The sequence below is a fragment of the Enterobacter sp. RHBSTW-00175 genome, assembly GCF_013927005.1.
Lineage (GTDB): Bacteria > Pseudomonadota > Gammaproteobacteria > Enterobacterales > Enterobacteriaceae > Enterobacter.
In genome coordinates, this window is record NZ_CP055930.1 from 2,757,755 (window position 1) to 2,779,681 (window position 21,927).

Annotated in this window: 18 protein-coding genes and 6 pseudogenes; 10 read left to right on the plus strand and 14 right to left on the minus strand. The window is 43.9% G+C overall.

Translation table 11 applies throughout. The features are described from left to right. Nucleotides 1-247: 247 nt before the first annotated feature. From HV107_RS13055 to HV107_RS27290, 3 genes and pseudogenes are all read right to left on the minus strand, one after another. Nucleotides 248-799 carry a DUF4468 domain-containing protein gene (locus tag HV107_RS13055; protein WP_050569043.1) on the minus strand — a complete coding sequence of 184 codons (552 nt, stop codon included), beginning with the start codon at nucleotides 797-799 and terminating at the stop codon, nucleotides 248-250. A gap of 102 nt (nucleotides 800-901) precedes the next feature. Then, nucleotides 902-1,474, minus strand: a complete 573-nt coding sequence (locus HV107_RS13060) for a hypothetical protein (RefSeq protein ID WP_038877467.1) — start codon at nucleotides 1,472-1,474, stop codon at nucleotides 902-904. Between the two features lie 776 nt (nucleotides 1,475-2,250). Continuing rightward, nucleotides 2,251-2,336 (minus strand): annotated as a pseudogene (locus HV107_RS27290) (hypothetical protein); the annotation flags it as partial. A 196-nt stretch (nucleotides 2,337-2,532) separates the two neighbouring features. On the opposite strand from HV107_RS27290, the gene HV107_RS13065 reads away from it, so the two are divergent. The 4 genes from HV107_RS13065 to HV107_RS13080 all read left to right on the plus strand — a co-directional run bounded on the left by HV107_RS13065 (nucleotide 2,533) and on the right by HV107_RS13080 (nucleotide 6,839). After that, nucleotides 2,533-3,033 carry a hypothetical protein gene (locus tag HV107_RS13065; protein ID WP_038877464.1) on the plus strand — a complete coding sequence of 167 codons (501 nt, stop codon included), beginning with the start codon at nucleotides 2,533-2,535 and terminating at the stop codon, nucleotides 3,031-3,033. A gap of 209 nt (nucleotides 3,034-3,242) precedes the next feature. Continuing rightward, nucleotides 3,243-3,800 (plus strand): recombinase family protein, encoded by a 558-nt coding sequence (locus HV107_RS13070; protein WP_000964075.1) that lies wholly within the window; start codon nucleotides 3,243-3,245, stop codon nucleotides 3,798-3,800. A gap of 42 nt (nucleotides 3,801-3,842) precedes the next feature. After that, a complete protein-coding gene (locus HV107_RS27525) occupies nucleotides 3,843-4,046 on the plus strand; it encodes a recombinase family protein (protein WP_225627637.1) in 204 nt (67 codons plus the stop codon). Nucleotides 4,047-4,322: 276 nt separating this feature from the next. After that, nucleotides 4,323-6,839 carry an AAA family ATPase gene (locus tag HV107_RS13080; protein WP_259349624.1) on the plus strand — a complete coding sequence of 839 codons (2,517 nt, stop codon included), beginning with the start codon at nucleotides 4,323-4,325 and terminating at the stop codon, nucleotides 6,837-6,839. 40 nt (nucleotides 6,840-6,879) lie between these two features. Here HV107_RS13080 and HV107_RS13085 read toward each other — a convergent pair whose 3' ends face one another. Then, entirely contained in the window at nucleotides 6,880-7,377 is a 498-nt protein-coding gene (locus tag HV107_RS13085; protein ID WP_046883075.1) for a membrane protein, read from the minus strand. Between the two features lie 240 nt (nucleotides 7,378-7,617). Here HV107_RS13085 and HV107_RS13090 point away from each other — a divergent pair, with 240 nt between their 5' ends. From HV107_RS13090 to HV107_RS13100, 3 genes are all read left to right on the plus strand, one after another. Next, the gene (locus tag HV107_RS13090) at nucleotides 7,618-8,082 is read left to right on the plus strand and encodes a helix-turn-helix domain-containing protein (RefSeq protein WP_024175294.1); all 465 of its coding nucleotides are present in this window, start codon (nucleotides 7,618-7,620) and stop codon (nucleotides 8,080-8,082) included. Between the two features lie 710 nt (nucleotides 8,083-8,792). Beyond that, complete coding sequence (locus HV107_RS13095; protein ID WP_182059404.1) at nucleotides 8,793-10,052, plus strand: integrase arm-type DNA-binding domain-containing protein; 1,260 nt, start codon at nucleotides 8,793-8,795, stop codon at nucleotides 10,050-10,052. A gap of 125 nt (nucleotides 10,053-10,177) precedes the next feature. Further along, complete coding sequence (locus HV107_RS13100; protein WP_045345930.1) at nucleotides 10,178-10,939, plus strand: hypothetical protein; 762 nt, start codon at nucleotides 10,178-10,180, stop codon at nucleotides 10,937-10,939. A gap of 194 nt (nucleotides 10,940-11,133) precedes the next feature. On the opposite strand, the gene HV107_RS13105 is transcribed toward HV107_RS13100, so the two are convergent. From HV107_RS13105 to HV107_RS13125, 6 genes and pseudogenes are all read right to left on the minus strand, one after another. Continuing rightward, a protein-coding gene (locus tag HV107_RS13105; RefSeq protein WP_172747731.1) for an IS3 family transposase occupies nucleotides 11,134-12,281 on the minus strand; the annotation gives its coding sequence in 2 pieces (ribosomal slippage) (nucleotides 11,134-12,044 and nucleotides 12,044-12,281; 1,149 coding nt in all). 975 nt (nucleotides 12,282-13,256) lie between these two features. Then, nucleotides 13,257-13,481 (minus strand): hypothetical protein, encoded by a 225-nt coding sequence (locus HV107_RS27295; RefSeq protein WP_259349625.1) that lies wholly within the window; start codon nucleotides 13,479-13,481, stop codon nucleotides 13,257-13,259. A 58-nt stretch (nucleotides 13,482-13,539) separates the two neighbouring features. Beyond that, nucleotides 13,540-13,971 (minus strand): annotated as a pseudogene (locus HV107_RS13115) (putative zinc ribbon protein). Continuing rightward, nucleotides 13,959-14,379, minus strand: a pseudogene (locus tag HV107_RS27300) (putative zinc ribbon protein). The pseudogenes HV107_RS13115 and HV107_RS27300 overlap by 13 nt, the downstream one beginning before the upstream one ends. A 192-nt stretch (nucleotides 14,380-14,571) precedes the next feature. Then, nucleotides 14,572-14,739, minus strand: coding sequence for an AlpA family transcriptional regulator (locus HV107_RS13120; protein WP_182059405.1), 168 nt, complete (start codon nucleotides 14,737-14,739; stop codon nucleotides 14,572-14,574). 243 nt (nucleotides 14,740-14,982) lie between these two features. Continuing rightward, nucleotides 14,983-15,321: pseudogene (locus HV107_RS13125) on the minus strand (hypothetical protein); the annotation flags it as partial. Between HV107_RS13125 and HV107_RS13130 the strand changes: the two are divergent. The 3 genes and pseudogenes from HV107_RS13130 to HV107_RS13140 all read left to right on the plus strand — a co-directional run. After that, a pseudogene (locus tag HV107_RS13130) lies at nucleotides 15,308-15,802 on the plus strand (tyrosine-type recombinase/integrase); the annotation flags it as partial. The pseudogenes HV107_RS13125 and HV107_RS13130 sit on opposite strands and share 14 nt — an antisense overlap. 94 nt (nucleotides 15,803-15,896) lie before the next feature. Then, nucleotides 15,897-16,340, plus strand: a complete 444-nt coding sequence (locus HV107_RS13135) for a restriction endonuclease (protein ID WP_182059406.1) — start codon at nucleotides 15,897-15,899, stop codon at nucleotides 16,338-16,340. A 36-nt stretch (nucleotides 16,341-16,376) separates the two neighbouring features. Further along, on the plus strand, nucleotides 16,377-18,608 hold the full coding sequence (locus tag HV107_RS13140) for an NACHT domain-containing NTPase (protein ID WP_182059407.1): 2,232 nt from the start codon (nucleotides 16,377-16,379) through the stop codon (nucleotides 18,606-18,608). 253 nt (nucleotides 18,609-18,861) lie between these two features. Here the strand turns inward: HV107_RS13140 and HV107_RS13145 are convergent. The 4 genes and pseudogenes from HV107_RS13145 to HV107_RS13160 all read right to left on the minus strand — a co-directional run. Further along, nucleotides 18,862-19,224, minus strand: a pseudogene (locus tag HV107_RS13145) (phage polarity suppression protein); the annotation flags it as partial. Continuing rightward, nucleotides 19,205-19,933 (minus strand): hypothetical protein, encoded by a 729-nt coding sequence (locus tag HV107_RS13150; protein WP_182059408.1) that lies wholly within the window; start codon nucleotides 19,931-19,933, stop codon nucleotides 19,205-19,207. The gene HV107_RS13150 and the pseudogene HV107_RS13145, both read right to left, overlap by 20 nt. A gap of 200 nt (nucleotides 19,934-20,133) precedes the next feature. Then, the gene (locus tag HV107_RS13155) at nucleotides 20,134-20,721 is read right to left on the minus strand and encodes a bifunctional 2-polyprenyl-6-hydroxyphenol methylase/3-demethylubiquinol 3-O-methyltransferase UbiG (RefSeq protein WP_182059409.1); all 588 of its coding nucleotides are present in this window, start codon (nucleotides 20,719-20,721) and stop codon (nucleotides 20,134-20,136) included. Next, nucleotides 20,721-21,734 (minus strand): HNH endonuclease, encoded by a 1,014-nt coding sequence (locus tag HV107_RS13160; RefSeq protein ID WP_182059410.1) that lies wholly within the window; start codon nucleotides 21,732-21,734, stop codon nucleotides 20,721-20,723. The genes HV107_RS13155 and HV107_RS13160 overlap by 1 nt, the downstream gene beginning before the upstream one ends. Nucleotides 21,735-21,927 lie beyond the last annotated feature (193 nt).

A 21,927-nucleotide genomic window follows, 5' to 3' on the forward strand; every position in this document is an offset into this window, starting at 1 on the left:
TGATGACATGCGCATTTAACCCGCCAGGAAGCTCTCTGGCGAGTTTTTTAAAGAAGGTAGTGGAAATGATGGCGCGAAATTTGCGGCGCTCTCATAGAGTTGCTAGCGTAGCCAAGTGAAACAGGTTGCTTTCGAATGGAATAAAAATGCCGTGTGATAACCTGTCATAACTATATTATGTGGCCACACATAATCCCGGCTATAAAAGCTCAAAAACTTCTCTGACAAGTTTTTGAGCTGATGGCTATTACCAATCTTTTGCAGCAGAGCTACTTTCAGTCACGATCTCACGTTTGTATTGCTCCACAATATCATTCAACGCTTTTTTGGCTTTTGTTTGCCCACCAACAGTCATGTTTGGCGAATCTATGGCAGGGAACGCAATTCCGCTGGTTACATGAGCCGGACGATAAATGTGGATATCATCAAAGGTGATGCGAGCTTTATCATCCTTTGTGTCGATTTTCATAGTGAATTTATATCGAACATCTTCATTAGCCAGACAATCATTAAAACCGTCGCATGGGTATTTAACATTCCCTTTACCAACAATCGAACCTTCTTCTTTATCTGCATATTGAATTACGCTGTTAGAATCAGTGAAGGCCTTTGCAACCCAAATTTTGGAACTGCTGTAAAGTGCATCCTTTTTAACCCCGGGAACGTTAACAACACTGACTATACTACCCAGCGGTTGTTTAGCTGCTTCCATATCTGGTGAGGTAACACAACCTGTCAACACTGTAATACTGGATACAACCAAACTTGCTAAAACAGTTTTCATCATTACTTTGTTCATTCGATTTGTCCTTAGCGCATTTTTATTAAGTGCAGTATGTAAATATGGCGCGGAATGAAGTTGGTTTCTCAAAGCCGCAGGAAAGGTCTCGCTTTTCTATTGTCAGCCATAGTGGATATAGGCCATAACTGCGACAGCAACGAGTGCGCCAAAACGTAATAACCCTTTACGATGCTTGGTTAACCATTTCCGCTCGTAACGCAACGGCGTGTAGAAAGGTGTTACCCATTTAAGAAACTCTGCATTGAGGTTGTCCAAAGACTCTTTGGGCTCTTTAAGGTTGCTGCCGACAATGTATTGGCGTCGTAGTAAATCGACCCGGCAGTTACCGATGCGTTCTCTTTCAGTTGTAAGCTCAGACTCATCAACGAAATCAAACGACTCTACAACAACCTGGTGTGCTGCCTGCAAATTTTTGTGGGTGACAAAAGCATCACAGGTGATCAGGTTGCCTTGCGAGGTGAATGTCTGGAGGTCGATACCGTGAGTTGCCTGTAAATTATCAATGAGTTGCTGTCTGGTGACTCTATCAAATGGTCGGATGTAACCCCATTTGGGATCGATATCTCGACCACACTCCACATAGCTGAAAAACTCGCCTTCTATGGAATTGCCATGCCAATCAAAGCGCACATAACCATCCGGTTGGGCTTGGTAATAACTGGATACGGGCATAAGCTTCCTTGAGAAAGACGATCAGAAAATTCCTAAGTAGTTAATTGAACTATGTGGGAGAGAATTTTTCAACAATGTTTGTCTGCAAGTATAAGGATGATTTTGCCACCGCCGAAGTTTTTGAACGCAATGCCTGAGAGGTCGGCTGGCAAACCTAGGACATCCACTTTTTCGCGCCCAGCTTATCTGGCTGCATTTGCACCGCGAACACGTTGAAGGTTAGCTGCTTCTGGTTCGGGTTTGGTTGTTAGGCAGGTGAGGTAAAAACGGCAGGTTTACTTTTGACGGGAACGCTTTAAGACACCAAACAGCAGAGAAGTGTAATTGTTAAAAATGTTAAAACACAAATTGTTCTTTAAGATGTAAACCCTTCCTCGGGGGGGGAAGCCGGACATATCAACCCTAAGGCCATCTGAGAAGATAGCCTGTAGGTTTGCTCGGTTCCCCTTGCCAGATGAAGATCAAGTCTTCCTCGTGGTGTGACGACCTTTCTTGAAAGATGCATTATGCGCAAAAGTGCTACTCAAGAATCCGCCGATAGCTACTTTCACCCTCTGCTTGGCTGCATCAAACGCTTGCGCGCCCTACCTACCACAATCAACGTTACGCAGAGTTCCCATCCTGACGTCTTCCGCTAAACAGCGGTGATCTCCACCTACCCGGACCGGTTTACCGCATGAGGTAGGTGTCAGGAGAGAAGCTAGCACACCATCATTTTAAAGAAAAGTCATATATTTCATATGGCTGCGTTCATATTCTGAACGCAGTTATCGATGTTAACCTAAAGGTATGAGAACACTGTCATTTTTCATATAGGGTGCTTCGGCTCACCTGAAGCGTTTAAGACGAAGCACATAGTGTTGCAGATGCGGTGATATGCGCATCCAACGCGCTGGAAAGCCCTGCGGCGCGTTTTTTATCAGGGGGGGTGGATTTATTGGTTTGAAATTTGTGGCACTATCTCAGGGCGTTTGGATAAGTCTGTCGAGATGAGCAAACTTAGCCGCGTATTCTTCACCAGCGTAGAAACATAATGTCAGGCAGGCATTGGGGGGCGCATGAAGCGTAGGCACTGGATAAGCATCGAAACACACAAGAAGTTCTATAGGGCTCGCAGTGAGTTTGCGGACTGGACGGACAGGGAGTGGAAACACCCGGTTTCCTGCTTTCTTTTGCAGGTCTGGGGATTCTTGATGTTTGTTATTCTTGGACTGGCCTCTCTGCTTTTGGGTGTTGGTTCACATAAAAATGCCTTCCCGGAATTATATCAGAACGATGAAAAGCGCAGACCAATTCGCTTTAAGTATTCCTTGACCTCATTCGTAGAGGGTAAGGGCTGGATTTTGTTTGTAGTGTTCGCACTTTTGTTCGTCTCAGTCGCCGATGTATTCAACCCATTCTATTTAACATCGTCATTTATTTATTACGTAATCAATGGGGTAGCACTATTTGCTGGGTGGTGGGGTGGGGTATTTGTTTATTTAAGGTTAGTTAGTTGGATGAGAGAACGCACCATTTGGCTATCAGAATGGCAGCGTAGATGCCCTGATGACAAGTAGCTCAACTGTTTGGGGTTATTAGTATTGCCATTATCTCGCACTCAGGGTAAATATTTTCGATCCTATAAAAAGTTGCTGCCAACAAACGACCGTTTTCCAGCACCCCTTCGCAGGTATCTTCCGGGATGTTGAAAAATTAGCCTTGGCAATTGTTGGCAGTCGTCCTATTGTTGACACCGTTTTCTGACAGGTATTGAGAGGTGTTGAGAATGGCGATTTTTGGCTACGGGCGTGTCTCTACCGCTCAGCAAGATACGGAGAACCAGAGGTTGGAGCTTGAGCAAGCTGGTTGGACGTTTGACTTTTGGTTTGCCGATATTGTTAGCGGGAAAGCTCAGGCAATTCAGCGTAAGGCGTTTGCTGAAATGCTTGGCAAAATTCGAACCGGTGAAACGCTGGTAGTGGCAAAACTCGACCGTTTGGGGCGTGATGCTATCGACGTGCTCCAGACAGTCCGATTGTTATCTGATCGCGGCATCAAGGTGATCGTCCACCAGCTTGGAACAACTGACCTCACTTCTGCTGCCGGTAAGCTTCTATTGTCGATGTTGGCAGCGGTTGCGGAGATGGAGCGTGATCTACTGATTGAACGCACTCAGGCGGGTTTGTCGCGAGCAAAAGCCGAAGGCAAGAAATTGGGTAGACCTTCTAAAATCGCACCAGAAGCCCGTAGAGCGATTATAGAGAAAAAGAGTAGCGGAATCAGTGTCAGTGCGTTAGCGCGTGAATACGGCGTTTCCAGAGCAACTATAGCCGCGTTGCTTTAAACGTTTATTGCTTCTCGAAGCTCTTGGGCGACAACTCGTTGTATAGCGGTTCTAACTTTCAGACCGCAGGGCTTATCTCAGAGAAAGATTGCCAATGCACTTAATCATTTGGGCATAACTACGCCTCATGGTGGAACTTGGCGATTGTCTCAGGTTCATGGAATAATCAGTAGGTTAGAAGAAAATGTGAAAGAAGAGACTCAGTTTAAAATGCTTTCGGTTGCGTTAAATGAATTCTTCACTTAAAACATAACGGTGTCGCATATGTCGATGTTTATGAGAGAGTTAAGTTAAATTGAAGAGCGTGTTCTTCTTTGTTCCAATGTCTTCGGTGGATGCGATACAGTCTAACCTTATGAATTGCTTATGAAATCTTCTATCAACGCTATTATATGAAAGATAGGAGGCAATTCTTATCTATAAAAATAACTGTTAGAGGCTATCATGGATGTCTTACAGGAAATATTGAAATGGTCTAGTTCCGAGCTACCCCTCTGGGCAAGAGACTGCTTAAGGAGACAATTGGCTTCTCCCTCATTGGAGGATAGTGATTATGAAGAATTATTGGAATTGATAAAGATTGAAAATAAAATATTGCCCTCCGATAAATTAGAATCTCTCCCCTTAAATAAGGATCATATTCCGGTTTCAGCGGTTAATGATCAAGTCATTAAGATTAAAGAACTAAGTAGTCTTGTTCACGTGAACAGGATTGCGCCTGACCAAAAAATTGCATTCTGTGATAATGGGATTACCATCATTTATGGTATGAATGGTGCGGGAAAATCAGGATACGGGCGAGTTCTCAAGCATGCATGTAGAGCACGAGATAAAGGTGGTGCGATACTCCCTAATGTAAACCTGCCTGGCTATTCATCCAATATACCTAACGGGAAATTTAAAATTTCTCTGAATGGGAAAGAACACGATTTACAATGGTCTTATAATTCATCATCCCCAGAATTGTTGTCCTCAATTAGTGTTTTTGATACTCTTTGTGCATCATCATATCTGAAAGAAGGCGAGGCTGCTTATTTACCTCGCGGTCTCGATATTCTTGAAGAATTTGCAAATATAATAATTCCTAAATTAGCAGGGAAAGTTTTAGCCGAAGCTAAGGCTATAGATGTGAATAAAGAGATAACTCAAATTTTTACAGATGGCACTAGTGTATCTGATATATGTAAAGTATTGGACCATAAAACAGATGTCGTAAAATTAAGAGATTTAGCCACTTTAAGTGATTCCGAGCTAAGTAGAGATAAAGAGCTAGATAGAGTTCTGGCAGAAAAAAATCCTGAGGAAAAGTATAAAGAATTACTAAGAAGTGTATCGCACATAAAAGAGCTTTGCGTTAGGATCAATAATCAAAGTAAGTTTATAAATAACGCGGCCATGACAAAGCTTAAGTCGTTGATCGAAGGCGTTACTAATGCAGAAAAGGCATTAAATGAGTCAGCGCAAAAACTTGCGGCCGGAGATGATTTATTGCCTAACACTGGTGAAGGTATCTGGAGAGATTTGTTTCTGTCTGCCAAAAAATACTCGCTCAGTTGTGCTTACCCAGGCCATGATTTTCCCTCCGTTGGTCGTGATGCAAAATGCGTTTTATGCCAGCAACCTATATCCGAAGCAACTGACAGAATGTTACGCTTCAATGAGTTTATTAATGATGATATATCTAAATTATTAGATGAAAGGAAATCTTCTCTAAAAACAGCTAGAGAAAAAATATATACTGCTACCCTTGATTTTAGTTTTAATGCTGCAATACATATTGAAATTGGCAATGAGCATAGCGAATTAATTGAAAGAGTTAATAAGTATCAAGAAGATATTATCAATACAAAGATTGCGATGCTTTCAATGATTGATAGTAAGAACTTCGCGAATATCGAATTTGATTATAATCCAATTTCAGAGCTAAGACTTCTGGCTGCTAGCAAGTTACGTGAAGCAAGGTTATATAAGCAAGCATCCAAAAAAAGAAAGATTGACGCTCTAATAAAGGAAAGTAAAGAACTCAAAGCACGAATTATGCTTGCGGAAAAATTAGAAGGCTTAATTTCTTTAGTTGGTAGGTTGAAATTATATAACACTCTTAACTCAATTAGCTTTTCAGCATTATCAAAAAAAGTATCAGATAAATCTAAGTTGTTTGCAAATTCAATAATAAGTAATGCTTTAAAAAAAGATTTGGATGAAGAATTTTCTAAATTGGGTGTTTCTCATATAAAAACAGTTCTCAAACCAAGAGTTTCTAAGGGGAAGGTTTTTTATAGTTTGCTTTTGGATATACCTGTCTCAAATAAGGTGGATTTAATTTTGAGTGAAGGGGAACAGAGGGCTGTATCGTTAGCATCTTTTTTAGCTGAATTAAAACTTGCCAACCATTCATGTGGGATCATTTTTGATGATCCAGTATCTTCTCTTGATCATCATAGAAGAAGACGGGTAGCAACAAGATTGGTTGAAGAAGCAAAAAATCGGCAGGTAATAATCCTCACGCATGATATCGCTTTTTTGAGCGAGTTAATATTTGCTACCGAGAAAAATAATGTCGATAGCTTAATACATCACCTGCAATGGACTGGGGATTTTTCAGGCTGCGTTTATGATGGTTTACCTTGGGACAAGGTCAGCTATAAAACCAGAGTTGAAAAGTTAAAACAAGAATCTCGGCAATTAGATCCTTGGCCTGTATATCCCAGTGCTGAGCAAGACAACTCGATGCGAAGATTATATAGCCGTATGAGATCAACGGTTGAGAAAATGGTTGAAGATGTGATATTCGCTGGGATTGTGGTTAGATTCAGTGAAATTATAGGCGTTGGCAATTTACATAAATTAAGTGGGCTTGAGCGAGAATGTTGTATTGCGATTTCTGAACTCTGGTCAAAATGCCATCGTATTACTGATGCTCATGATCAACCTGCATACAAACAGACAGCGTTACCAAGCCCTGATGAATTTCGGGCAGATTTAGAGCTTATTTTAGATTTAGCAAAAAAAGCAGCAGCGACTCAGATTAAAAAATAGTTAATCTTTAAGCATTCAGGGAAGAATTCCCTGAATGCTTTCATTCAAATGAAGCCGCGATGACTTCCCCAGTGTTGGCGTTAAAAACACAAAAGTATTGCAATGGTATCAGCATATTCATGCTGTTAATGGCCTTAGCCTGTTGTCCAAATGCTTGAATCGTTTTCTTTTGCTCGTTGTGCCAAAGGTAAGTGTCGAAAACTGGCCGCGCTTCACTTTCCTGCCACACATGGCGAAACGCTGCTTTCTTGTCCATTACCTGCTTGCACTCTTTGACGGGGTTGTGGTGCGCTTTTGCATAGCATTCCGGGGCGCTACCTAAGCACAAGGTCTTGTGTTTCGCTGCCGGGTGTTCTGCGCTTACAGCGGAAAATGCACATACGCCTAGCACCAATGAGAGGGTTCCAAGAATTCCCCATGAAACTGCGCGTAGCGTGCTGATCTGATGTTTTGAAACAATGCGAGCAACAAATCCATAGCTGACGCAACTAAGCGCGACACCCGCCACCATTGGTAATAAAAAACCTGATCCCGCCATGATTCCCTCATTTTCAAAAACACATCACGCCTACTAGCGAATGTTGGGGACGACCAACCGATGACGATCATAATACTTTGTGGATTTAAAATGTCACTATTGATGTTCTTTCTGAATCATTAAGGGTTGTCATGAGGCAGGCGGCTAATGCGAGTGACTCAGCCTGCTGAAGTTAGGATTGATTCAAAATGTCTCATGTAGAGCGTGGCCTTACAGTGGTCAAAACTGCACATTCAGTGCATGAAAAAGACCTTGAGAATACAGTTTGGCGAGCGGGTAAAAGAACTCCGCATAGCCACCGGATTGAGCCAGGAAGCCTTCGCTGATCGGTGTGGGTTTGCACGTAGCTATATGAGCAGAATTGAACGTGGTGGCTCTAATGCGTCTCTGGACGCGATTGAGGTGCTGGCTAACGCTTTGAGCGTTGAGCCGTGGCAGTTATTAGCGTCTGGCTCATCTGAAGATAACGACCCGGAACTGTTGGTTCCATACGCGGCCGATGGTTCCTGTTTTCACCCCGGTTTGGCGAGCACCCGTGATGGTTCGTTTGGTGTAGGTGATAAAGCGGCTCAGAAGCGTTTTGGCACCTTTTCCGAAGCGCTTGAGTATCTCCGTAGTATGGAGACGGCAAAATGGCGTAGGCCCAATGCCAGTGGCAACTGGGGCATTGTTTCGGCAGTGCGGTGGGACAAACTCAGAAAGTAGTTCAAATGTAAGTTTATGAATTTTTATGCTGTATGGATGAACAGCATTCATTAAATGCTGATAGTCTTATGTTTCATCAGCCCTTTGTTTCTATAAGAGTGAATAAAACAGCAAAATGCGGGTGCGTTACGTAGGCGTTGCGGTGGCGTTTCAATTTGACGCTGAATGGATTAATTCATATCAATAACATTGAGTTAAATGGTTTTTATGAACAAGGCCCGCCGGGTTTAGCTTGTTTCAAAATCCGAACGCAGTGGCGTTTTCTTAACGCCCACTTAGCTGACAAACGTTCTTTCCTCCCGACCCGGCAGACCTCCATAAACATCAAAAGGCAGGTATGGCACGTTGATGTTTTGTGCCCTCACGAACACTCGGTTTAATTCCGTCCACCGGATCAAACTTAAGATGTAGCCCCTAGAACAAAAAGGTCCTACGATTGTTCTTTTAAAGGCTAAAGGGAACGTGATTACAGCAGGTTATGGAGACTTAGGTTCGAGTCCGGCCTTCGCACCATCGGAACATCAATAGACGTCAACGGACGTCTTTTTTTGTGCCTGAAATCCAGTATCCACAAGGCTTTCCTCGCTTTTCCACTCAACCTAAGTCAACCTGATTCAATCTACATCAACTTACTGATGCGGGTACAACTGCGGGTATATCCCGGTTCGATAATGTTTGTACCCACACAGAACCCTTGAAAGGATACTCATATGGCTCTGAGTGATGTGAAGGTTCGTTCGGCTAAGCCTGAAGCAAAAGCCTATAAGCTGACTGACGGCGACGGCATGGTTTTGCTGGTTCACCCTAACGGCTCAAAATACTGGCGGCTTCGTTATCGCTTTGGCGGTAAAGAGAAGATGCTGGCGCTGGGGAAATACCCAGAAGTGTCATTGGCGGATGCCCGGGCACGCCGGGATGAGGCCCGTAAGCTATTAGCGAATGGTGTCGATCCCAGTGAAAACAAGAAAGCCGTTAAGGTAGAGCAGGAACAAGAGGTGATAACGTTTGAAGTGGTAGCCAGAGACTGGCACGCCAGCAATCAGAAGTGGTCGGCATCGCATAGTGCTCGTGTATTGAAAAGCCTGGAAGATAATCTCTTTGCTGCTATCGGTAAGCGGAACATTGCAGAGCTTAAGACTCGGGATCTTCTTGTACCCATTAAAGCGGTGGAGTCATCCGGGCGTCTTGAAGTCGCCGCCCGTTTACAACAGCGAACTACCGCGATTATGCGCTTTGCTGTGCAGAGCGGTTTAATCGACTACAATCCTGCGCAAGAAATTGCCGGTGCGGTTGCTACGGCGAAAAGAAAGCACCGTGCGGCTCTGGATCTTGAACGTATTCCCGAATTACTTCACCGCATAGACCACTATTCTGGCAGACCCTTAACTCGATTGACTGTTGAACTCACTTTGTTGGTCTTCATCCGTTCAAGTGAGCTGCGTTTTGCCCGTTGGTCAGAAGTAGACTTTGAAACGGCCATGTGGACGATCCCCGGTGAGCGTGAGCCACTGGAAGGAGTCAAGCATTCTCAGCGCGGTTCGAAGATGCGGACCCCACATCTTGTTCCCTTGTCGCGGCAAGCCTTAACTATCCTGGAAAAGATTAAAAGCATGAATGGGAATCGAGAGCTGATCTTTGTTGGTGATCATGATCCGCGTAAACCCATGAGTGAGAACACGGTGAACAAGGCTTTGCGAGTGATGGGCTATGATACGAAAACGGAAGTCTGTGGGCATGGTTTCAGGACCATGGCTTGCAGTTCTCTGATTGAGTCAGGATTGTGGTCGAGGGATGCAGTGGAACGGCAGATGAGCCATCAGGAGCGTAGTTCTGTGCGTGCGGCATATATTCATAAAGCGGAACATCTTGGGGAGCGAAGGTTGATGTTACAGTGGTGGGCGGATTATCTGGATAGAAATCGTGAAAGTAGGGTTAGCCCATTCGACTTTGGTAACCATTTATTCAGTTAAATCAAGATAGTTGCAGATAATGGCTTTACATGTTTACGAACAATATACTTGAGTGCTAAAGCAGAACGAAAGCAGTTTTTTTATCAAAAATGGCTTTTAGTACTCGGATTTGAGGAGGTATCCTGATGAACCATGAGCAGTTAGTTCAGTATGGATTCAAGTTTGGAAAAAATGGACCTCATGCAGCGCGTTGCATGATGATCGAAGAATTGAAGATATTGCTCCAGGCACGGCCTGAGAACACCTTACAAGAAGAATATAGGGTAAGCATTGTGGATGACAATATTCTTCATAAACCCAGTTCTAGTGCCAGGAAACTAACTTATCGGCACATGGTTGGTCTTTATGGGATGTCTCCGCACATACCTTTGTTCAAATTTTTTCGTCAACTTTGGGAGCTATCTGAAGAAGCTCAGCCTCTACTCGCACTGCAATTGGCTATTGCAAGAGATCCACTACTTCGAGAATCTGTTGGGGTCATTACGGCACTTAAGCCTGGGCAAATCTTACCCAGAAGCGTTATGGAAGAACACCTAGCAAAAGACGATCCAGATCGATTTAGTCAGGCATCACTTCAGTCATTTGCTCGTAACATTAGTGGCACATGGACTCAATCAGGTTATCTTTCGGGTAAGGTTAAAAAACAACGTACTGACCCAAAAGTAACGTATGTGAACGTGGTTTTTGCTCTACTTCTTGGGCACTTCCAGGGGCTTTCAGGTAAACGTTTGTTTGATAGCTTTTGGATGAAACTATTACCAGTTGATGAAACAACTTTGTACGAGCTTGCATATAGAGCAACTTTGCGCGGCCTGATTAATTTCAAACAAGCCAGTGAGGTCGTTGAAGTGTCTTTTGCACCTCTGAATCTCCTAGTTAAGGAATAACGTGATGTCTGACAGATTGTCAAAATTACTGAAAAGTTTTTCCAGTCACATCAGTGTGCCATGGGGTAACAATATCTCAGCTGAAGAGAAAGCTATCTTTGTCGTATATGACAAAGAGGATGAGCTTAAGCTTCGTGCTCGCATGACTGAATTTGAGCATGCATGCATCGAAAGCGTGAATCGCCACGGAAAATCTAGACACTTCCGAGCCGTTGATAATACTGGTTTTCATATTCTGTCGGTGACATCTGATCGCTAGAACCATGCCGACGCTTACTGTTATAAAACATTTCGATGTAATCAAAAATATCGCTGCGGGCTTCTTCCCGCGTTCCGTAGATCTTTTTCTTTATCCGTTCGCGTTTCAACAACTGGAAAAAGCTTTCTGCAACCGCATTATCATGGCAGTTACCGCGACGGCTCATGCTGCCCTCCAGGCCGTGTGATTTCAGGAACGACTGCCACTCATGGCTTGTGTACTGACTGCCCTGATCCGAATGAACCAGCACCTGTTTTTGGGGATTACGCCGCCATACAGCCATCAGCAGTGCGTTCAGGACAATGTCCTTTGTCATCCGGGATTGCATGGACCAGCCGATAATTTTGCGTGAGAACAGATCAACAACAACGGCAAGATACAGCCAGCCTTCGTGGGTCCTGATGTAGGTTATGTCCGTTACCCAACGCTCATCCGGAGCATCCGGATTGAACTGTCGCTGGAGCCTGTTGGGCGACACGATACTGGCCTCGCCTTTACGTGCCCGCGGGCTCCGGTATCCGACCTGAGCCTTTATCCCGACACGTTTCATCAGTCGCCAGACCCGGTTCACTCCGCACTGTTGCCCGCTGTCCCGCAGATCCAGATGGATTTTGCGATAACCATAGACGCATCCCGATTCCAGCCAGAACTGTTTAATCTGTCCTGTCAGTCTCAGGTCTGCCTGATGGCGTTGTGAATGCGGCTGCTGAAGCCAGGCGTAAAAACCACTAGGATGAACATCCAGCACCCGACAGAGCAGGCGAACAGGCCAGCAACAGGAGTTGTCACGGATAAAGGCGTACCTCAGTCGGACAGCTTTGCGAAGTACGCCGCGGCTTTTTTTAATATGTCCCGTTCGTCGGTAACCCGTTTCAGCTCTTTCTGGAGACGGCGGATCTCGGCCTGAGCATCTGACTGTTCTTTATTAGTGGAAGAATCCGGACCGTACTTCTTTATCCAGGCGTAAAGGCTGTGGGTGGTGATATCGAGACGTGTTGCAACGCTGGCAACAGAATAACCGCGATCAACAACCTGTTTGACTGCTTCAGTTTTAAACTCTTCGGGATAACGCTTACCGCTCATGGGCACCTCTCTTTAAGCCATCTTAAATGACTCTGAGGTGTCTGTTAAACCCATGGCGATTCAACATCCTGATTTTGTTTACGTTATTAATATTCGTAAGTGGTGTTTAGTTATCATGCGATAGAGTTCTATGTAACCAAACACTACGCAGATGCAAATGTTGACAGCTCTACACACCGACTTTCCTGAATAAAGTTTGGTCTGGAAGCTTAGGGAACAGGTTTTTTGTTCTTATGGATGCCATTATGAGCGTTTTTTCTAGCTATTAAAGTGTAATATCTTCGTTTTGTTAAGCCTGTTGATGACCCACGCAACAGCGTGATTGTTTGATTCGTCGATCTGCCCCTCCCTCCTAACATGCATAGCTGAGCTTTATGCATAAAGTGATGTGGTGGACGCCCCTCCCTAAGGTTGTCACTGGCTGCAAACCCTGCAAGCGCAGGCGGTATCACCAAAGCCCAAATGGGCCGTCATAAAAGTTACAGTAGGGAGTACAAAGTGGTGCTAGAAAATGCTGCTGGCGGTATACTTGCGGCCCAGGCGCTACCATACCTGACCGCACTTCTTTGATGCTTGTGCAAAATCATTTGAACGTCCTGATTATAGTTCCCAGTAGAGTCCCCCGCACAAGTTAACGGGAATGCGTTAATGTGTTAGCCCGTCCCCGTTTTTGCTATCGCTACGGGTTGACACATCGCCTGAACCTGTTTTTGTAACTGGTTAAATGGCGCAATATAAACGTCTTTACCCGGTCGATTAACGATAATCGGCGTTATGTTCGTGATCAGTACCCGTCACAGTCAGCCATGCGTCACGTATGATCTCGCTTATTGCCTGCTGAGTATTCTCAATATGTTGAACGTTGCTTATAGCCCCCAGTGTATCAAGATTCATCAACAGCAGCATTTTGCGTTCTGGTGCACTGACAGACTCCCACAACCAGTGTAGTACTGTGGGAGGCGAATGACGGCGTGCCTACTTACACGAGCGCGAATATTCGCCGGTGAGCTGCCAGAACTCAGTATGAAAACGCAGAATTAATGACTGGTATTCACTCATGACTTCACGATACGGAAATTTCAGCGTAAAGCTGAATGCCGCCAGTCGCGGGTAATGGTCAACAGCCTGTTGCAGAAATGCACGCGTGCTGACGGCATCCGTGCTGATAGCATCAGAATCCCGTGTGTAAGAATGATTCACAATGCAAGCCTCTTCGGGTTAAATCAGGGGGGACACCGCCTCTACGGCAGTATCTTGTTCATAAGAATGAGGAACTATCTGGTACTGCAGCAGTAGTTTCTCTGCCAGTTAGCTTCTTCGATGCTGTAGATACCGGTCTGGCACCGGTAACATTGCTTCCCCCCTGATAATGGTCACCGCACCACACACAGTACGAGGACAGCGTCATTACCGTAGCATCCAGTCCGTTGAGCATATTGCGCAGCTTCCTCTGCCGGGCCCCAGCTTTCACTTCCGGGGCAAGATGGGCACAGTTCATCAGCACATCCCAAGCCACGGCCCGCGTATCGTGTTCAAACCACGCCGGGTCGCTGAAAGTGCCGGCATGCAGCACCAGACGACATCAGCAGGAGGCACAACTCCATATCTGCCCCGGTACACTCATGGCCTCACCGGCGGTCACAAAGTGACCTTCACGGTCATTTGCTGGGTAACATTTCAGTAGGCGCATACCGTTACCTCAAGAATCTTACGTTGAGCATCAGAGCACACCCGACTGTACTCACCAGTCCGGTAGGTCAGGCAGTAGCGTTCTCCGTGGTAATCGCTGTCGCAGTCGTAACAGTGCCAAACAGCCACGGAAACCAACGGCTACCCTATACATAATGTTGCATTTGCCGGATATGACTGGTCTCCGTCACACCGGGCTTTACATATGGGCAGTACTGCTCGCCGTAGCTCTTCGTGAGATCTTCTGCACCGTATTCAAACCACGGCCGTTTTGTGTCGTATTAAAGATTGAATTGCAGCGCACTGCCACACAGGTACCGCTGTAATGGCCATACGGATACTGCTGTGTCGTTCTTGCACCGGTCAGGCGACAATTACCGTCGAGTACGATAGAAGATTTGGCAAACATATTTGGGCCCCTTACCGCCAGACGATGCGTAGACGTCAGCCATCCCAGTTCGGGTAGTCTGGCAGGTTTATCAAGTTAGGTCGTTTGAAGGGGAGCTACTGGTAATAGCTGGTGACTTCAGGTGAGCTGCGTCAGGGAAAACAGGTAAGCGAAGGGGCTTACTACAATAAAATTCAGAGGGAGTTGAGCGTATCAACCGCTTCGTGAGTCCGCAATACGTTGCAGTAGCCAGTCTTCGACTTCACTCTGTCGCCAGCGGGAACTGCGACCCAGCTTAATTGGCTTCGGGAATAGGCCATCTTTTATCAGTTTGTAGAACCACTTATCCGTCAGCCCCGTGAATCGCCACAAATATCTCATAGATAATCAATATTCACTCAATGCGTTTTTCCTCGCAAGTGAGATGCCTGGGTTGTTCTGGCACCAATAATTATCATTGGGAGCGATAAAGGTCAGCAAGAATAATCAGATGCCAGTAGAACGGCGTTAGCCATCCCCAAAAGGGCAGGCTGACGCCATCCGGTTCAATAGTTTAAAGGGATTAAGAAGGGGATTGCTATATAGTTATCACTCTATGAGATGTTTGAGTAAAAACTGTGATACTCAGAAATCAATTCTGCGTGGACGCCCGGATGCTGGGCGCCCGGGGACTTCATTGCAGCCGTACAGCAGCAGGCCATGTTTCTGCTGAATTTTGGTCATATACGCCAGTACCTGTCGGATTTTGGTGATACTGTCCAGATCGCTGTAACGTACCGGAATGTTGATGTTGGCCTCGTAATGCTCTTTAAACTCACACCGGTGATACCAGCCATCTCGGTCAGTGATATCACTCCAGTACAAACCGACCTGCTGCGCCCAGGGATAGGTATTCTGAGTTTTACTACCATCCAGCCAGAACACGACATGGGCATGATAGTGGTGATCTTCTGTCCATTCGATACCTGCAAAACGAGAAGAGATTAAAGGCGTGCGTTACTCGTACCGTGGCATGAAGATGAAAGAGGAGCATATCGTTCCGCTTAGTCGGCAGGCGATGATTTTGTTAGAGCAGCTTAAGCAGATTAGTGGTGATAAAGAGTTACTTTTTCCGGGGGATCATGACGCAACTAAGGTTATGAGTGAAAACACGGTGAATAGCGCTTTACGTGCAATGGGATATGACACGAAAACCGAAGTCTGCGGGTATGGGTTCAGGACGATGGCGCGTGGTGCATTGGGTGAGTCAGGTTTGTGGAGTGATGACGCGATAGAACGTCAGTTAAGTCATTCTGAAAGAAATAATGTCAGAGCAGCATACATTCACACCTCTGAACACTTAGAGGAAAGGCGGCTAATGGTGCAATGGTGGGCAGATTATTTATATTATAATAACACGAACCATATAACTCCGTTTGAATTTGCGAGAAAGCATCAAGTTTGAATTTTTAGAGCTTGTGTTTCTTTCATAACTATGGTTCATTATTTTTTATGGGCTCTTAAAATATGTTGCTTTCCAAATGCCGAAGGAAAATATAATGGATAATAACAATGATGTTTATTTGAGTGCATTGCAATCGTTGAAGGAAGATGATTTATCACAGCGAGTAATTAAACCGCTTTTTGAATCAATGGGATGTTATCGTGTTGATTTTCATGGCGGTGCATATGAAGGTGGTAAAGACATTATTGCCTACACAAAAGCTCCTTTAGGTGACCATATTAGTGTTGTTCAAACTAAAAAAATAGGTGATGGTAAAGCGACTGGTGATAAAAATATTATTGGGAATCTTATATTTCAATTGCAACAGTGTTATTTAAAAGACATTCCATTGCACAATGGTAAAACTAAAAAGCCTGATAGCGTAATTTTAGCAACGCCATATAAAGTAGGTTCGCGGTTATTAGCAGAAATACACGGTCATCTGAATGGGATGAAAAATGAAGTCAAATTACTTGATGGACCCTATCTACTAGAGTAAATTAAAGAAAATAATCCTTCCCTTCTTAACTCGATTATGGGTTTAGAGCGCAAGATTTTGGTTCAAGATACTTTTCAGTTACAAAATATTGAGTTAATGAAAGCACTCAATATGGATTACTCAATTGAGAAAATAAATTGTTATAATGACTTAGCTTTTTTTATGGGCAGTATTGATAGTCATCACCTACTTAAATCGCAAATAAAAATATCACCATCCAAAATGTCTCTTAATCGGGAAGGGTGGGACATACTTAAGAGAAAATATTTAGTAGATTTGGAACGATATCTTGGATTCACGCCATTACTTGATGAAATACAGAGTGTTGAACTGAATTTTGAAATGCAATTGAAAAAGCACCTTGAAGAAAACAATAAAAAGCATTACGAGAAGATAAAAGCAGCAAGATTCGAAATTTCATTACTTGAAAACACCCTGGCCAGTATTAGGTCAGAGCTTAACACTTTTAGAAATCAAAGTGATAATTTCGAAGGTGATGAGGTCGTCAGAAATGTAATGGGTGTTTGGTGGCCTATCATTAGTGGTGCAAGTAAAACACAAGATTATATAAGCATATTCTATGAATACAATGATTTGTTGAAACAATACTCAGAGGTGAAAAAAACACCTACTGCATATAAAATCAATTTTTCAGATTATTTGTCAACTCTTGCATCGCTCTCCACTCAAGTTGAATATCTAAAAGAATTGGAGTCTCAATACATTCAATATCCCCTTTATGAATATCAGTTTAATGCATCGGGTATTGAAAGTTGGTTGCGCTCTCATTGTGATTTTTATGCCGAAGGTGTTTGTAAAATCAATGATGGAAAATTTGAGGGGAATAAAGAATATCTTAAAGCTTTTTTATCAAGCACTCAAAAAGTTCTTATTGTATTAGAAATACTTCAGGAACTATCTGTAGAAACGAATAGTGTTGTTAATTTCACTTCTTCAACGGTAGTGATGAAGGATGGGATTTCTATTTCGCCATTTACTCTTTTTGATACAGGCCATGACATAGCTGTTTATGGTGGAGCTGGCGCGGGTAAAACAACAACGCTGCAAATGTATGTTGAAGATATAATAGATAAAGGTTTAAATAACGTAATATATCTCCCTTTGAATAGGCTAATAAATAAAAAGAGCGTTTACTTTTCTGTAGAAGCAGAGTCTGCATTTAGTTATAAACAAATACTGTCGTTAATTTTACTTTCAAAAAACATTGATGATACTGACGATAGTATGAATGATATGGAAATTGCGCTACGTGATACAGACTCATTGAGACTGGTTATAGATGGGTTGGACGAGGCATACAATAAAGTTCCGTTTATTTTGGATTCTATAAACGAATTTAAAGATAAGTACCCCTTCATTCAATTGATAGTTTCTAGTAGGGATTGTGTCAGTTTCATTTCAAAAATAAATTTCTTAGGTGTTACGTTACTACCATTCACTACCGAGCAATTGTATCATTTTATAAAATCATGGTTTGCTGAAGATGTTGAAGAAGCACAAGGCCTTATCATGGATATTGATTGTGGTGATTTGAAAGAAATAGTTAAAACTCCATTGTTAGCAACTTTACTTTGTATATTGAAAAAAAGAGGAATAGATACCCCTTCAACGGAGATGGAAATATTCACTAGAAGGCTTAAGCTTCTTTGTGGTGAATATGATAATTATAAGACTATTAAACGTAGTCGTTCGGACAGCATGCAGCTTGAAAAGGCCGCTATGAAACTGGCATATCATTTGCATAGTAGAAATAAAAGATCTGATAGTATTGAATCAATGGTGACATATTTGGCATATGATAATACTTTTGGGTATCCAGAGGATGTTTGCTTGTTGCTAGTCGAAGAGTTAATTAATCCATGCAACATACTACATTTAGATCCTTTAACTAAAAATTATTCGTTTGGTCATTTGCGCTTTCAGGAACATCTTGCTGCATTAGAACTAAAAGAAAATCGTGGAAGAGATATATTGCCTCTTCTTAATAAGGATTGGTGGAGCGGTACTTTATGCTTATATGCACAAGCCTGTGATTTTAGCGGGCTAATTGAAGATTATTATAGATATTATGGAGAGGTTAACTCCGCATTAAAGATCTTTAAAGAAATGGTATCGCATAGGCCGCTTAGGGCTCGCTCTAACCTTCTGTTATTAATACAGCAATATGAACGAACAGAGCGACTTGAAGGGTATACAGTTGAGGAGGAAGATTATTTTGATGACTCCTGGCGCTATCCTCCTGTGTAATATAATCATATTAGTGTTCTGGCGCGCAATGCTCTCCCCGCCACGCCTGCCCGCTTAATGGGGCGCTTTTAATGCAGGTGCATGACCGGCCTCAGGGTGCGCCAGTGCTGGCGCTGGTGGGGGATTCAGTGTCGGTAAAACGCATGCAAAACCATGCACCTTATGAATGCATGGCTTTTATACGTAAGAATGGATGGATTTTCGGGGATTTTTAAGCGGACTACTGCACGGCCAGTTCTGCACGGCGGCGGGTTTAATTCAGGTTCTGTGCAGGCGTGAATTTTTCACGACTATCATCGCTCGAAGCCGCGTCAGGCCTGAATCCGATGGTCGATAAAATGTCATTATTCTGCGCCGAATAATAAGTTTTTTCACCGTTGGCCAGCCAGACTTGCAGCGCCTCACGCAGATAGTCGACCGAGTGCTGCATTGCGTAGCGCTGAACGGCGGAATGTTGCCCGGAATAATTCTTCAGCTCGTTGGAAAGGGCGGCGGCCAGCTCCGCGCCGTGCGCCTGCATAAAATCATTCAGACAGCTACGTATGCTGATGCGATGCACCTCTTCATGCGAACGGATATAGCGACCAATACCCTGATTAACTTCCCTGATTTTTACCTTGCGGTCCTTGGTCTTCAGATGAAGTTGTTACAGAAGTATCTTTGATAGCATCGTTATCCGGAGGATTGTTTGAAAGCCAAGCTTCGAATATATAACCGAATTTAGAACCAAGATAGATATCTTCAGTTTGGGATATAATATATCCTACAACAGCAATAATGGCGGATGCGTAGATAATTAAAAATAATAAAAACAAGCCTATTTCCTTGCTTTCCCAGAAAGATGATATAGAGTCCCATCCTGCATAAACAAATATAGCAACTGAAAATAAGCCGAATAAAATGGATATCAAATAGGACCTGCGTACTACCTTATTGTTTACACTAAAACCTTTTTTCGGATAATTCCCAATGGTTGTGTTTTTAAGAAAGCCTCGTAGACGTACATCCAATGAGCTAATATTTTCATAAGCCATAAATGAAACTAGCTGATGGCAATGCCATACAGGTAAATAGATTCCAAGTTGTTCATATAAAAGTTTCATCTGAACAAGGGTATGTGGTGTACATACTTTTTCCTTTAAGGTGTCTATCTGCGATAGGAATTCAACTTTTTTATCAGCAGGGATTTTATCAAATTGATACTTTCGCTTAGGTTGAGGAGGTCCAAGTATTTTGCCTGCCCAGTCCATGATTTTTTTAATCAAATACAGTGCTACCGGTATGATTAATCCCTTTATAATATCACCATCAGATGCCAAAGACATTATTAAACTCCTTGAAAATTTAGATTACCAATTAAGTTTCTCGCTCAATATATAGGGTTATAAATCCAAATGAATTATCAGTGGATTAAAAGTACCTTGTACTCGTTCTTGATCATTTAATGTTGGTCCTATAACTGTTAACCTTCCCATTGATAAAAATAGGCCGATGTAGTTTCATTATTGCCGCTTCCATGGCAACTTCATAAAGAGGCATATTTAATTAATATCCCATTCAGCCATGTCTCATTCCTGTCCGGGCGGTTATCCTGAGTCGCCCACAGCGAAGCGATCTCCATCCCCGAAACAGCCTTCAGCAACCTCCGCAATCCCTCTTCATCCAGATCCGTAAACCGTCTTTCTCCCTGCACGCGCTCCCCACTCCCATACTTAAACGACACGTACCAAACGCCGCCAGGCTTAAGCGCATCCGCAAGTTTCTGCATCACTGCAGGTAGCTCAGAAGAGGGGACATGCAATAAAGAGGCGCAACACCAAATCCCATCGTATTGCGCTTTACCGTCGATCTCTGAAAAGCTCATCAGCTGCACGGGTAGCCCGGTATGTTGCCGTGCCAGCTCCACCATAGCGGAAGAGGCATCAAAAGCATCAACCTGATAACCCATCTCATGAAACGCTTTTGCATCACGGCCTGAACCGCAGCCTGCATCCAGAACTCGGGCACCAGGAGCCAGATGTCGGGTGAAAGCCTCGTAAAGCGGGGTCATATTGACATTTACAGTGCCATCGAAAAAATCCTGTGCGTGGTTTTGATAGTAGTGAAGTGTCATTAAAATGTTGCCTCGCCTTCAGCTTTGGGTTCCCAGGTATGGAGAAGTTTATCCCTTGCGGTCTGCCAGTTACGTTGAAGGAAACTTATCCGTGCAGCTGGGTTTTCCCCCGTTTGTTGAACAATCGTCTCATGTAATGGCAGTTTGCTCTGAATAAAATACTCGTTTCTGGTATGTAAGCGCTCCAGGAGCCTGACTTTCGGAATACGGGCAGACTTGCCCTCGACACCGCGGTTACAACACTGACACGCCAGCACTAAATTCCAGACGCCATTAATGTTGCCAACCTCGTTGCGTGCAGCCCACGGAATAAAGTGGTCAACGTCCGCCAGTTCAGGATCGCCCGGCACCAGGCTGATTGGCCTGAAACAGTAAAAACAGCGTCCTTTCTGGTATCCGTTCAGGCTGTCGCGGCAACTGGTGATATCCACGCGGCGCGCGTTCACCTTTGTGAACAGCAGCTGATTCTCTTCGTCGAACTCGACGCCCACAAGATTACGGGAAACCCCCATCGCCCAGGCCTGTTCTACCAGGTTCCAGCGCGCATGGGTTTCAAATGCCAGGTTTTTATATTGCAGGCGTTCACCCAGCGAAAAGAAGTTATCCGTCAGGCGTATTCCATTACTGGTTTTGCGCTCGTCGATGAAAAAGCGTTTCTCGATCTCGCCCTGATTCACATTATGGAAAGCATCAATCACATTGTTAAAGCCAAGCCGTACTGTCGCTTCAATCAGTTGGGCATGGGTGATTTCGCCATTGTTGAATTTAAGGCAGGTTTCCAGAAACTGACTGCTGCGGGAGGTGATCTGCTTTGGCGCATGTTTCAGATGCTCGCAAAGGTGTCGGCTAAAGGGGGCGGCAAGTTCGTCCAGGGTGATCAGATCGCTGCCCGTCTTATCCACTTCATACAACGCTGACGCCAGCGCAAATTTGTAAGATGCGACGTTCCTTCCAAAGAGGATCACACCACGCCAGTAGTTCTCAAGCGTAGGATCGGCCTGGTAAAATTCCATCGATGAAGTCCTGTTACGGTTGGCTGGATGAGGCGTTTCTTAAGCCTGTAACGGGATCACATAACAAAATCAGGGGGATGTAAATCGTAAATCTATAGATTTGATGAATTTTTGTGGGATCTGAGAAGAAGGGCTGGATGCGACGGATTTGTCGTTAAAGGTAATTTAGCGAATGAACAGACGAAAATAAGAC